Origin of the sequence: Chamaesiphon sp., from assembly GCF_041737865.1 — a bacterium.
Taxonomy (GTDB): Bacteria; Cyanobacteriota; Cyanobacteriia; order Cyanobacteriales; family Chamaesiphonaceae; genus Chamaesiphon.
In genome coordinates, this window is the sequence record NZ_JBGSQZ010000025.1 from 1 (window position 1) to 12,999 (window position 12,999).

The window sequence follows — 12,999 nt, forward strand, 5'->3', positions numbered from 1 at the left end:
GTCTGTAATGCTTCACAGTTCATGTTGGGGAAGTTAATAGGATTTCTTTCACCCTTATTTTCTTCCCTCCGGTAGCAAAGGTCTATCTTTTGCTACCGTTCTCTTTCTGGTTAGTCTAAACTCCAGTGATTGGCATGACTAGTCAAGTCTCAGATATAAATGTTACATCTCGTCAGATGCGACGGTGGAGCCTGATGCACGGCATTTTATCGTTTTTTTTAATACAACAATTCTAGCGATCTCGATCAACATTGTGGCTGGAGTCATCGGGTGAAGTACCTATGCTTAAATAGTCGATAGTCGATCGTTGATATAGCAGTCCTATTTGATTTGCAAGAATACTGTAGGGTGTGTTATCCCGCATGGTAACGCACCAGAGCCAATGCAAATCTTACTGTAGTTCACAGTTGCAATCTCGCACTCCAGCGTTGTTGACAGCAAGCAGACCGAAAAATATGTATCGTCCCGATCGAAGTAAATCCGCTCGTTGATGGTATAAGCAATGTAAGGAATATTTAAACGTCATGAACTTTGTGCGGTATCCCCACTCAAATAAATGACTGAGATCGGCTAACATGCCAAATATTACAACGTCCATCATTACCTCGGTTGAGAACTTACTCGACCGCTCAACTCACGCTTAAATTTTATGCAGAATCGGTTCTCCGACAAATTTTCTGGCGATATATCCAGTATCGACAATAGCATCTCTGGTTTTTATAATAAAACTCGCACTGTCGGACAGGGCAATCAATCTTGGGTATTGATGGTAATGATTGGGCTAGGATTATTAGGTGGAATCGGCTCGCGGCTGTTTTATTTGCAACTAAACCAGGGTACCAAAAATCGTCAAATTGCGGAAACTAACCGCGTCCGTACCGTTGCCAAGCCACCCATTCGCGGTAATATTTACGATCGCAAAGGCAAGCTGTTAGCCGGAAATAAATTATCCCACTCTATTTTTATTTGGCCCCTAGCTACCAAGCGCGAAAATTGGCTCAAAACTCGCCGCCAAGTTGCCGAAATTTTGAATCTAGACGAGGAAATAATTCAGGCTAAAGTTGCCGGGATGACGATGAATTCCACCAATCGAGTCCGCATCGTTCGCGACCTCACTGAATCACAGATTACCAGACTCAAGGAGTATGGAGCGGAAAAAGAAGGTATCGATGTCGATATCGAGTCAGTGCGTTATTATCCAGGCGGTCAACTTGCCGCTCATGTCCTCGGCTATACAGGGGAAATGAACGAGCGAGAACTAGCATCGCGTCGCGCTCAAGGCTATCGACTCGGCGATGTCACAGGCAAAATGGGACTAGAATCGACCCTCGAATCTCGGTTGCGCGGCGAGTGGGGCGGTACCCAAGTAGAAGTAGATGGAGCGGGTAGATTACAGCAATTTTTAGGTCAAAAAGTCTCCAAATCAGGGCAAGATGTCACGATTACGCTCGATCTCGACCTCCAAAAAGTTGCCGAAGATGCCATCGGCAAGCATAAAGGTGCAATCGTCGCGATGGATCCTCGCACTGGCGAAATTTTGGCGATGGCAAGTCGCCCTGCTTTCGACCCCAATACACTATCTGGGCGGATTTCACCAGCGATTTGGAAACAACTGCAAGGACAAGATCACCCCTTTGTCAATCGCGCTCTGAGTTCCTTCCCTCCTGCGAGTACTTTCAAAATCGTCACGACCACCGCCGCGCTAGAATCAGGGAAATTTAAGCCCGATACTATTCTTCAGACTTATGCCTCAATTCGGGTGGGTGGCTTTACCTTTGCCGACTGGAATCATGCTGGATTTGGGCCACAAGGCTTTCCAGGTGCGTTGAAATGGAGTAGCGATACATTTTTCTATCAAGTTGGACAGCGCGTTGGTGGGCCAACCTTGATCGATTGGACGCGTAAATATGGCTATGGGAAAAGGACTGGCATCGAATTACCTGAAGAGTCCAAGGGTTTAGTTGCAGACGATACCTGGAAGCAAAAAAATTATAAAATGCAATGGTCGATCGGCGATACTATTAATATGTCGATCGGTCAGGGCTTTCTCCAAACCACTCCGTTGCAAGTCGCGGGGATGTTCGCAGTTCCCGCCAATGGTGGCTATCACGTTCAGCCCCATCTAGTCAAAGATGCCGCTAAACGCAAATGGCGAGAATCGCTGAACCTAAAACCGAGTACGATTGCCACAATCCGTGAAGGTTTGCGCCAAGTAGTCGATGGCGGTACTGGTGGGGTGATGAATTCCGAGACAATCCCCAAATCTGCTGGCAAAAGTGGCACCGCCGAGGCACCACCTGGCGAAAACCACGTTTGGTTTGGCTCCTACGCCCCTCTGGACAAACCGGAGATTGTCGTAGTCGCATTTGGCGAACATACAGGCGGCGGTGGTGGTAAAACTGCTGCCCCGATGGTACTGAAGGTGATGGAAGCTTATTTTAATAACGGCAAGCCTTTGCCAGTAAAATTAGATAAAGACGGTTAAAAACCAGCACCTCAACCCAGATCCCGCCGCCGTAGATAAAAGATCGTAACTGTTCAGGGGGTAATCAGAGAATGCAGGTTTCAAGCGATCTCAAGACATTATTTGGTGCTTATTAGCCATTTTTCCGCCTCAGTGATGGCTCAAACCCATTGACTTCGTACCCCTCTTGAACAGTTATAAAATATCTCACAGGACAGATCCCCGACTTCTTGGAGAATTCGGGGATTTAGCGACTATCCTAAAAACCATAAGAAAGCCCAACCGATAACACCGGATAAACATTAAATCCTCTGAGATCGTTCTCAGTTTGACGAACTTGATTGTCGAGTTGGTTACGAGTAATTGGGTTGGTATTAAACGCCGAGTTACTAGCATTCAGCGTCACTTGTGGCGAACCTGTAAACATCACACCCAAATCGGCATTGAATCCCAAACCTTCATTTGTAGACTTGCCAATCCCGATCCCTAGATAAGGTGCGATCGAGTTACTATACTTGTACTCACCGCTGAGAGTGCCGACATTACTCGCTTGATACTGAGTACCATCGATCGTGTAAGTACCATTATTATTCGGTTGACTAGTCACTGAAAATTGATTATTTTGGGCAACCAATCCACCCGTCAGCCGGAAACCACTACTACGGAAGGGATAGTAATCACCAAACAACTGAACGCTGCTAAGTTTTAACTGTGAATCGTAGTTAATCCCACTATCAGTTCGATTGAAATTGACATTACCAAAGTTAAATCCCAATCGACCGTTAAATTGAGGTGTAATTGATTTGGCAACATCTACACCGATGCCGAGAGTACCAACTCGCGCCGAGACACCCACACCTAGTGGTTGCCTAGTATTTGCGGCACTTCGATCGATTGCATTGCGATTGCCCGACGATCGATCGGCATCTTGCATAATCGGCTGAAGACCGATATTTAGTCTCGACGATTGGAGTGTGCTGCGATCGATTAGGGCTACTCTTGGTGCTGCTGTCGCGGGATCGATCTCGATCTGATTTAAGCTCAAAATTCCAATCGAAACGGCTGCTAGACGACAGTAGGTGAGATCGGGCATAGGATTACCTCCATTGATTCTATACTCAATTAATAGTGATAATAAGTCCATGCCAATACCATCACTATTAATATAATACCCAATTACTCGATCGATCTAAAGGTTTAGCTCTAAAATCGGTTAACTATTTACAGCCAGGATCGCTCAAGCAAATTTAATCTTGAGATAATCTTCATCCATCTTCGCACCAGTGGGTTGGAGTGCAGCCAAAGCTTGAGGTAACACCATATTGCGGCGGTGATTGCCGATCCGAATATTTAACTCATCTCCAGTTTTATTAAGTTGAATTTGATCTTTGGCAATTCCTGGAAGATACAGCTCTAAACTGTACAGACTATTGCCTTCTTGGACAACTCGCAGCGTATTTTCATGATAGTAAACTTTGCTAGGGTCTTCATCGCCATAAAGAGTCTCCTTCAAGCGATCCAAAGCTTCGAGTCCACACAGTTCCTCAGCATACAAAGGCACTTCCTTGACTGGTAGAGGATGAAAATTTTCATGAATTTGTTGGCGATACGTTTCTTGGTTTTCCTTCCAAGTTTTGAAAAATGGATCCGTAACAGTTGCCGGAATGATCCGATTGGCAATGATTAAATCTGTCGAAACATTGTACAAACTCAGATAAGCATGAGCGCGGAGTGATTCTTTGATCACCATCTTCTCAGGATTGGTCACCAATCGTACCGATGAGACAGTATTGTCCATCAAAATCTTTTGTAACGCCTCAATTTGCTCGTAAAATTCATAAGGTGCGTCCATCACTTCCTTATTAGGCAAAGAGAACCCCGCGATCGGTTTAAAGAATGGTTCGACTAATGGTCTGAGTGCCACTGAAACCGCCTGTAATGGCTTGTAAAACTTCCGCATATACCAGCCCCCAACCTCTGGCAAACTCAGCAGTCTGAGGGCAGTTCCCGTCGGTGCCGAGTCAATAATCAACACATCATAGATCCCCTCATCATAGTGCCGCTTCATCCGCACTAGTCCAAAGATCTCATCCATCCCTGGCAAGATCGCTAATTCCTCCGCTTGTACCCCTTCCATACCTCGCGCTTGCAAAACTTGAGTAATATAGCGTTTTACCGCGCCCCAATTACCTTCTAGTTCTTTGAGAGCATCTAGTTCCGCACCCCACAAGTTGGGGCGAACTTCACGCGGATCGTGTCCCATCTCCATGTCAAAGCTATCAGCCAAGGAGTGAGCGGGATCGGTACTCAAAACGAGGGTACGATAACCGAGTTCGGCACACCGCAACCCAGTTGCCGCAGCAACTGAGGTTTTACCCACACCACCTTTCCCAGTCATCAAAATTAAACGCATAGTCTCTATATTCTGTCCGGGTAATCTTTGGCGCAGTCTCTATCAGAGGACATCGCTAGCTTCGATCTTAACGGTTTTTGCTGTCGGAGGCTATGGTTGAGGATCGTGGGGATTTTGTCGATCGATAGACATCCTGTAAAAGTCAGTGGTTAATTGTGATGAGAGGGTAGTTCTTTGCCTACACCAATCTTCAATTACTTTCGCAGGAGGTCTGTTGAGAGATTTGCTAGACGATGACATTTTGTTGCCAAATTGTCGTCAATCCGCCGATCGCCGGCAATTGCCCGATCCCCAACTCAAACTTAGACCGATCGACAGTCCCAACAGCCACATTCGACGCGTTATAATTCTTTACGAAAGCACAATCAATCGTAGCCACAGATACTATGACAAAACCCACACTAAATAGTTTTTTTGTCGGTCGTGCCCTCGCTCAGAGCCTCAATGACAAACTAGGCGAGACTCTGACCTACACCCTGAGCGAACTGGGGAAAATTAACGCCGAACAAGGTGAAAAACTGCGGAACTTCACCCAAGAAGTAATCGATCGTGCCGCCCGTGAAACTACCAACGCTAGCGGGAACACTACTACAGTAGCCCCAAATGGACAAACTATCGATGTCCAAGAAACGATCGACGACCTCAGAGCCGAAATTGCCAGACTCAGAGCCGAAATCCAAGCCCATCGGCACCAAAGCTAACAGCTACTTGCCGTAGCTAGCAGCAAAATCCAACATCCAATAACCTAAAATAGATTCTGTGACTGCTATTTCCGAAGCTTATACGCCGTCAGATGGCGATGGATTGTCCTTATTACCTGAGGCTACCATGCCAGAATTGTCCGCGATCCCCATACCTCAACCTGTGACACTTCAGCCCAGTGACGATCGCCGCGCCTATCGATGGAACCGGAATAACTATTCCAAACGGCGACGGAAAATTGATATTTGGACATTTTTTCTGAGCTTCTTGAGTGGCTCCTGGATTGATGGCAAGAAATGGAGCTATCTTAGTGGCTACAGTGAGGCAAAACAAGCTGTGAGGCGGCGGCGACAAGCGATTTGGATTCGGGATACCTTTTTGGAATTAGGGCCGACTTTTATCAAGTTAGGGCAGCTATTTTCGACCCGTGCGGACTTATTTCCAGTCGAGTATGTCGAGGAACTCTCGAAGTTACAGGATCGGGTGCCCGCATTTGGTTATGCTCAAGTAGAGGAGATTATCGAGCGGGATTTAGGTAAAAGTATTCCCGAATTATTTGCAAGTTTTGAGCCGATTCCACTAGCCGCAGCGAGTCTGGGGCAAGTCCATCTCGCGACGCTATTCACAGGGGAAGAGGTAGTTGTCAAAGTCCAACGCCCAGGGCTGCACAAATTATTTACAATCGATCTAGAAATCCTGCGCGGCATTGCTAAATATTTCCAAAACCATCCCAAGTGGGGACAAGGTGGGCGAGATTGGCTGGGGATCTATGATGAGTGCTGTAAAATCCTGTGGGAAGAAACAGACTATATCAGTGAAGGGCAAAATGCCGACACCTTCCGGCGGAACTTTAGGGCGCAAGATTGGGTCATGGTGCCTCGTGTTTACTGGCGATATTCTTCCACTCGGACGTTGACACTAGAGTATCTCCCAGGGATCAAAATCAGCTCCTATGAAGGGATTGAAGCCGCCGGACTCGATCGCCAAACGATCGCCCGCCAAAGTGCGACAGCCTATCTCCAGCAACTGCTCACCGATGGCTTCTTTCATGCCGATCCTCATCCTGGAAATGTCGCGATCGATCCAAAAACCGGAGCCTTAATCTTCTATGATTTTGGGATGATGGGACGGATTGCCCCTGGTACTAAAGAGAAGCTGATGGATACCCTGCTGGCAATCGCTGGACGGAATGCCGATCGAGTAGTCAGAGGTTTAGTCGGATTGGGCGCAATCTCAGCCGAAGCAGATACCGATCCGATTCGTCGCTCGGTGCAATATCTACTAGACAATTTCCTCGACAAACCCTTGGAATCCCAATCTGTAGCTCAGATTACCGACGACCTCTACGACATTGCCTACGGACAACCATTCCGGTTTCCCGCCACCTTTACCTTCGTGATGCGGGCATTTTCCACCATCGAAGGTGTCGGTAAAGGACTCGATCCCGATTTTAACTTTATGGAAGCGGCACAGCCCTTTGCATTTCAGATTATGAATAGTAACGGTAATAGTACCCCCGATGCCAATGCCTTCCTCGCCGAAATCGGCAGACAAGCGGCTCAAGTAGGCAGTTCAGCCCTCGGTTTACCCCGCCGACTCGAAGACACCATCGACAAATTAGAACGTGGTGATATTCGCGTTCGAGTCCGTTCGAGCGAAACAGATCGATATTTACGCAGACTTGGCACCATGCAGCAAAACACAAATTACGCAATCTTGGTTGCGACATTTACATTGTCTGCTACGATTCTATTTGTTAATGAATACACGATCGCGGCTAGCGTAGTTGGGGCAATCGCCGCAATTAGCTTGGTAGTGTGGTTTCGGCAAATGCGGAAACTCGATCGACAAGATCGGATGTCATAGATTAACGATTAGTGCCATCTGGGTACTATGAGATCGATGATGGCAACTACTCGGCAAGTTCGATAAATGATGAGACTTGGTAGCAAGATGCTAGCTATCTCCGCCCACAACTCGCACCTTGTCCATCTGTCTGTTTTAAATTTTTGGATCGTTAATCGGCACAGGCACTTTGATTATGAAATCGTTGTTCACAGGTCTTACAGATAAAGGGATGGTCCGGAGTGCCAACCAAGACGCATATCACATCGATCCTGATGGACGATTCTTTATAGTTGCGGATGGGATGGGCGGTCATGCTGGCGGCGAGGAAGCCAGCCGGATTGCGATCGAAACAGCGCATACATACCTAGAACAACATTGGGACAGCGAACCCGACACCAAAAACCTGCTAGCACAAGCTCTTATCGCTGCTAATGAAGCCATCGTCGCCGACCAAGAACAGAACGCCCAGAGAGGCGATATGGGCACCACCCTGGTGATGATTCTGTTCCGCGATGACATGGTTTGGTCTGCCCATGTGGGTGACTCTAGGCTCTATCGGCTCCGTGGTGACAAATTAGACCCGATCACTGAAGATGATACTTGGGTCGCTAGGGCGATGAAATTGGGTCAACTTAACGCTGATGAAGCCAAAGTGCATCCACTCCGACACGTTTTATCTCATTGTCTGGGTCGTAGGGATTTACGTCAGATTAATATTCAGACTCAAGATATCCATCCTGGCGATCGGATTTTACTCTGTAGCGATGGTTTGACCGAAGAAGTTCCCCACGATGAAATCGCCATCCATCTTCAAGCCGAGACCGAAGAACTTGCCGCTCAAGCTCTGATCGATGCTGCCAAACAACATGGTGGTAGCGATAATATTACGGTAATTATCGCCACCATGAAATGATTTTAGGCGATCTGGTTCGCACCGTTGTCGCAACAATTCATCGGTCGTCCTTACCGTATCGATCTGGATTGGCGCAAGATGTGAGTTTGTTAACCTTCGTTGCGAATCCCGAACCAAAGCCGATCGGGTGTGATAACTTTTGAGGAGAGAGTTAATTTCTAATCCTTAATTTTTAAGAACGATCGGTGATGCAGAATAATTTCGCCCACACTGCCCCAAATCCCACTGGATCGGGTGAAGAAATGAGTGATTATGTCGCTCATCTCCAAGTCCACATGGCACTTCAAGCCCGCAACTTAGTTCCCACCCTAACTAATGTCGCCGATCCCCGCGAACTATTTCTTCATCAGACTCAAGCACATTTTGAAAAGTTAGCTTCTCGTCAATCCTGGTAATTATGTTGATTCTTGCGATGCGTAAAAGCTACCGAGTGTATCGTGGAGTTTAACTACATTGCCGATCACGGCGATCGAAGGTGCGCTAAATTTGTGGAGTTCGACTTGCTCGACGATCGTTTCTAGGGTAGCGATCAGCTCTTGCTGATTGGGTGTAGTTCCCCACCGCACCAAGGCAATCGGCGTATCACCAGCCAATCCAGCCGTCATTAATTCATGGGCGATCCGATCGAGATTCTGAACGCCCATGTAAACTACGATCGTTTCGGCACTATGAGCGATCGCGTTCCAATTGACCCCAGGACGGTATTTACCCGCCATCTCGTGTCCGGTCACAAAAATCACTGAAGAACTATAATTGCGATGCGTCAAGGGGATGCCAGCATAGGCTGGAGCCGCAATCCCAGAGGTAACTCCAGGCACTACTTCCACAGAGACACCAGCAGCGATCAGATCTTCCATTTCTTCGCCACCGCGCCCGAATATAAACGGATCTCCACCCTTCAATCGCACGACAATAGCATGTTCGCGAGCTTTGGCGATTAATAATTCCGTAGTTTGATTCTGAAGTAGGGAATGTCTGCCCATCCGTTTTCCAGCATCGATCTTTTCTGCGTGAGGAGCGATTTTAGCTAGAATCTCAGGGCTAACTAGGGCATCATAAACCACCACATCAGCCGACTCTAATAAGATCTTACCCTTGAGTGTCAACAATCCTGGATCTCCAGGCCCAGCACCGACTAAATAGACTTTACCAACTACCTGTGTCACTTTTCCTCTGTCTGGTTGCACTAATTTGGGGATGTGTCGCTCGATGCCAGGATTTTAGCGATCGTGGCGACCAATTCTGGACTATTACCCATCGGTTCGCCTAGAATCAATTCTACCTGTGGAAACTGCTCTCGCAATTGTGCAACCGATTGAGCGATCGCATCAGTGATGCCCCCAGCAAATAGGAAGTAGGGAAGTATCCCGATTTCTGTTGCACCTGTAGCGACCAATTGGGCTACTCGATCGGTTAAACTTGGAGCCACTGACCAATAAGCCACCTCTAAATTCACACTACTAGCTAGATGTTCGACGATCGCATTTCCACCCGATCGGCGACTGCCGTGGGCTAATATAATAGTCTGACTTGGCAAGCAAGATCGGTTCTGGGCGAACAAATTCGCAAAATCGGGATCTTCACCCAGAAAAGGTAATACTGTTAATTTTACCTGTTGGCATGACTGCGCTGGGACAGAATTGGCTATCTCTTGGGCGGCAATTTCTACCTGTGCGGGAATGTCTTCCATCACATGCACACCAGGGATTAGAAACAGTGGCAAGATCGCCATGCGGGTAATCCCTCTGTCTTTGCAGTTGCGAGCAAAATCGCTAATTTGGACGTGTAGCGGTTTTGCAGCTAATTCCAGTTGTGCTGTCGCAACTAGAATTGGTGATTCGATAGTGGAAACTTCTTCCAAGTACGAGCTTAATTGGTGTGACAATCGATCGATTGCCATCTGCGGGCGCGGATCGCGACTACCATGAGATACTAACAAATAAGCGTCAGCCAAATCAGTTATTAGTGAATAGTGAGCAGATATTAGTTATAGCACTAACGCCGATCGAAAGGTCACTCCGACAAGTGAGTAAATTTTTTACTATTTGTACCCAAGCGTAGAAGTTTAAAGCTATCCGAATCCGATTTCTGTCAACTGTCAACTGCTTGCACTGAGCGTAGCCATAAGCGCAAAGCGCAGGCTCTGCCAACGCGTTGGCGTTGGCGAAGCCTACCGTAGGTACAGCGTAGGTACAGCGTAGGTACAGCCTACCGTAGGCACAGCGGATCGTTGGCGTAGCCTCTCGATCGAGAAGAGAAGTGTCAACTGTTTTTGCCCAACTTATGTCTGAGTCTAGCACCGAATCCGATCGCTAGTCCGATACCTAGCATACTACTCGGCTCTGGAACGGCAGTAGCATCTGTAGTGGTTAAAGTAATGCTTTGGATATCGACATTCGCGCCAGCAGAAGTTGTATTATCTCCCAAGAAGATAAAGTTGGGAGTTCGATAAACATCAGTCAAAAGTCCGACAGCACTGGTGTAATCTCTAAGTAAACCACTCAAGAGCGTATTCCCTTCACTAGTGAGCGTATACCCATTGCCCAAGACAGTTAAATTGTATGTACTCAAATTAGATAGTATCCCGCTCAGACTTGCATTTCGCTCACCAGGAGTATTAAAAGTTGCGCTATTTTGAGAGAAAATATCGGGAATATTCGTGTTTGTGTTGGGATTTCTAAACCCCAGCTCGATCCCTTTTTTATCGCTCCCCAAAACGATCGCACTAAAACCCGCACGATACTCTCCATTTGAACCATTATTAGTTTGGGAGTTAACTTTCATTGTAAAGCTGAGTGTATATCCAGCATTATTATCTAATACTGGAAATAATGAGTTTACTAACCCCGAACTATTGTAATTGGCATAACCAGCTCGAACTGATTCTGAACTACTCGTATCTAAGTTCGTCACACCGCCGCTGGCAGTTTGCGAACCACCGATATTACCAAAATTTAAGTACGGGTTGGACGATTGGTGACAAGTTAAGGTGCGAGTGCAGTTGTCAAGCAGGGTTGAGAGGATGGCTCAAAAAAGAATGACCCTTCCCTATTCACTCGGTCGGGGAAGGGGTCAATAATCAATTTCTTGAATGGTTTGCGGATAGATTTAATAATCCCCAAATCTCTATTTTCAGAAGCCGCAAAATATTTAATAGGGTCAGTAGCTAAACCTTTATGATGAGCAACATAGAAATGATAAAGACCACGGTAGATCATCTCTAAAGAAATGCGGTCGAAAGGAAGAGACACTTCATCGGCAACAGCATCACCTAGATCTACTAAAACAGCATAAAATAGCCAAGTCCCCCACTGGACGGGTCTCCCGCCCAGTAGAGTTGCAATTGAATACCATTGAGTGAACCTGTCCAGATATAGCTTAGACCTAATAAGCGTTTAACAGTATTAAATGCCTCCTCAATCCGCCACCTTCTGCCATACAAATCAGCGACTACATAGGGAGGTAAAATCAGTGGGTCAAGCACACTAGTCAGGTATGAATACCAAGATTTACCCGCTCTGATTTCCACCAATCTCATTGTGATACAGGGAATTGTCTTTGTGCCAGCACCCATTTTGACAGTCCGGTCGCGGAGGCTGTAACTGTTGGTGAATACTCGCTCGACCGTAAATGATGCTTTGTTGTTTAGTCGAGTAATTAAATGAACATCCCTTTCGATTAGTTGTTTCCAAAACTGATAATGGCAGAAGCCTCGATCTAGCAATATCAATGTCTGGGGCTTAACCAGCTTCAAAATGTCTGCCTCAAATTTCATATCACTAGCTGTGGCTTTTTCCTGAAACCAAATTTCTACTGGTAGTCTGGTTACTAGATCGATTACTACTCCTATTTTTCCCGCTAACTGATTTTTTGGCACTGCTGCCAGACTGTCTAATTTCTTGAAAACTGCTTCCAATGTTGAACCGTCACTAGCCCAAATTTGGGCAAATTTAGTTCGGGCAAATTGAATGCTTGAGGGTAGTGGTCTTTGCTTGCGACTGTGCCATTTTCGCTCAAATTCTGGCAGTAATTCTTTGAATACTCGCTCAAATATTTCGGCGGGAAATGTCAGAAATCGCTGTGATAATGCTTGTTGGCTGCTGGACGGGTCTCCCGCCCAGCTGACTTGTATTGGTTCGCACCATAGAAATCCTTCTCTGGCAAGTATTCTGCTCAGTTCTCTGACTCCCGCTATGTCTCGCCAAATTAGTGTCAGTACTGCTGCTACCATCAGCGGCAGGTTCAGTATTCTATCCCTCATTCCGAGTTGGCGATAGTATTTCTCTTGTGCTAATACTGCTGGTGTAACTAGTTTTTCTAATTGTGCCGCTATCACCTCCTCTTCCATCATCGGACGTTGTTGTCGCTTGGCATGGTCACGATTTGTTGTCCGCTTTTTGGGCATGGGTCAAACTCGGTTCTAACTCTGTGCTAGTCTGAGTTTGACATCTTTTCTTTCCCCTCTTGACAAACCTCGACTTTTCTTAACTTGTCACGCATCGGCGGAACCGACCAGACAAGTGCGACAAGACAACGACCACCCCACGCAATACAGACTTCAATTAAGCAATACATGTCCCAAAACATGCTCGTATCGATTACCAACACTAGTTCTTCTCCCGACCATTCTTGCAGGAATTGCTCTATGAGCGGACGGTA

At 46.7% G+C, this 12,999-nt stretch carries 10 protein-coding genes and 3 pseudogenes; 6 read left to right on the top strand and 7 right to left on the bottom strand.

The features are described from left to right. Positions 1-125: 125 nt before the first annotated feature. Both ACEW9J_RS01745 and mrdA read left to right on the top strand, forming a co-directional pair. Positions 126-274, top strand: a pseudogene (locus tag ACEW9J_RS01745) (DUF1345 domain-containing protein); the annotation flags it as partial. A 375-nt stretch (positions 275-649) separates the two neighbouring features. Further along, entirely contained in the window at positions 650-2,485 is a 1,836-nt protein-coding gene (gene mrdA, locus ACEW9J_RS01750) for a penicillin-binding protein 2 (protein ID WP_373543430.1), read from the top strand. 238 nt (positions 2,486-2,723) lie between these two features. Here mrdA and ACEW9J_RS01755 read toward each other — a convergent pair whose 3' ends face one another. Together ACEW9J_RS01755 and ACEW9J_RS01760 are read right to left on the bottom strand one after the other, a co-directional pair. Next, positions 2,724-3,557 (bottom strand): hypothetical protein, encoded by an 834-nt coding sequence (locus ACEW9J_RS01755; protein ID WP_373543431.1) that lies wholly within the window; start codon positions 3,555-3,557, stop codon positions 2,724-2,726. A 144-nt stretch (positions 3,558-3,701) separates the two neighbouring features. Beyond that, positions 3,702-4,877 carry a TRC40/GET3/ArsA family transport-energizing ATPase gene (locus ACEW9J_RS01760; RefSeq protein ID WP_373543432.1) on the bottom strand — a complete coding sequence of 392 codons (1,176 nt, stop codon included), beginning with the start codon at positions 4,875-4,877 and terminating at the stop codon, positions 3,702-3,704. 386 nt (positions 4,878-5,263) lie between these two features. On the opposite strand from ACEW9J_RS01760, the gene ACEW9J_RS01765 reads away from it, so the two are divergent. The 4 genes from ACEW9J_RS01765 to ACEW9J_RS01780 all read left to right on the top strand — a co-directional run bounded on the left by ACEW9J_RS01765 (position 5,264) and on the right by ACEW9J_RS01780 (position 8,735). Continuing rightward, a complete protein-coding gene (locus ACEW9J_RS01765) occupies positions 5,264-5,578 on the top strand; it encodes a DUF6825 family protein (RefSeq protein ID WP_373543433.1) in 315 nt (104 codons plus the stop codon). Between the two features lie 127 nt (positions 5,579-5,705). Next, positions 5,706-7,445: an ABC1 kinase family protein gene (locus ACEW9J_RS01770; RefSeq protein ID WP_373543439.1), complete on the top strand. Its 1,740-nt coding sequence runs from the start codon at positions 5,706-5,708 to the stop codon at positions 7,443-7,445. A gap of 175 nt (positions 7,446-7,620) precedes the next feature. Further along, the gene (locus ACEW9J_RS01775; protein ID WP_373543434.1) at positions 7,621-8,340 is read left to right on the top strand and encodes a PP2C family serine/threonine-protein phosphatase; all 720 of its coding nucleotides are present in this window, start codon (positions 7,621-7,623) and stop codon (positions 8,338-8,340) included. Between the two features lie 188 nt (positions 8,341-8,528). Continuing rightward, complete coding sequence (locus tag ACEW9J_RS01780; RefSeq protein ID WP_373543435.1) at positions 8,529-8,735, top strand: hypothetical protein; 207 nt, start codon at positions 8,529-8,531, stop codon at positions 8,733-8,735. Here the strand turns inward: ACEW9J_RS01780 and cobA are convergent, their stop codons facing one another. The 5 genes and pseudogenes from cobA to ACEW9J_RS01805 all read right to left on the bottom strand — a co-directional run. Further along, positions 8,736-9,527 carry a uroporphyrinogen-III C-methyltransferase gene (cobA, locus tag ACEW9J_RS01785; protein ID WP_373543436.1) on the bottom strand — a complete coding sequence of 264 codons (792 nt, stop codon included), beginning with the start codon at positions 9,525-9,527 and terminating at the stop codon, positions 8,736-8,738. Continuing rightward, complete coding sequence (locus tag ACEW9J_RS01790; protein ID WP_373543437.1) at positions 9,527-10,294, bottom strand: sirohydrochlorin chelatase; 768 nt, start codon at positions 10,292-10,294, stop codon at positions 9,527-9,529. Before ACEW9J_RS01790 ends, cobA begins: the two co-directional genes overlap by 1 nt. Positions 10,295-10,602: 308 nt before the next feature. Further along, on the bottom strand, positions 10,603-11,253 hold the full coding sequence (locus ACEW9J_RS01795; protein WP_373543438.1) for a PEP-CTERM sorting domain-containing protein: 651 nt from the start codon (positions 11,251-11,253) through the stop codon (positions 10,603-10,605). A 71-nt stretch (positions 11,254-11,324) separates the two neighbouring features. After that, positions 11,325-12,691, bottom strand: a pseudogene (locus ACEW9J_RS01800) (IS4 family transposase). Between the two features lie 182 nt (positions 12,692-12,873). Next, a pseudogene (locus tag ACEW9J_RS01805) lies at positions 12,874-12,999 on the bottom strand (IS4 family transposase); the annotation flags it as partial.

Excerpts from the sequence above, each read along its gene's own strand:
- mrdA (WP_373543430.1), top strand. The coding sequence starts at position 650 with ATGCAGAATCGGTTCTCCGACAAATTTTCTGGCGATATATCCAGTATC.
- ACEW9J_RS01755 (WP_373543431.1), bottom strand. The coding sequence starts at position 3,557 with ATGCCCGATCTCACCTACTGTCGTCTAGCAGCCGTTTCGATTGGAATT.
- ACEW9J_RS01760 (WP_373543432.1), bottom strand. The coding sequence starts at position 4,877 with ATGCGTTTAATTTTGATGACTGGGAAAGGTGGTGTGGGTAAAACCTCA.
- ACEW9J_RS01765 (WP_373543433.1), top strand. The coding sequence starts at position 5,264 with ATGACAAAACCCACACTAAATAGTTTTTTTGTCGGTCGTGCCCTCGCT.
- ACEW9J_RS01770 (WP_373543439.1), top strand. The coding sequence starts at position 5,706 with ATGCCAGAATTGTCCGCGATCCCCATACCTCAACCTGTGACACTTCAG.
- ACEW9J_RS01775 (WP_373543434.1), top strand. The coding sequence starts at position 7,621 with ATGAAATCGTTGTTCACAGGTCTTACAGATAAAGGGATGGTCCGGAGT.
- ACEW9J_RS01780 (WP_373543435.1), top strand. The coding sequence starts at position 8,529 with ATGCAGAATAATTTCGCCCACACTGCCCCAAATCCCACTGGATCGGGT.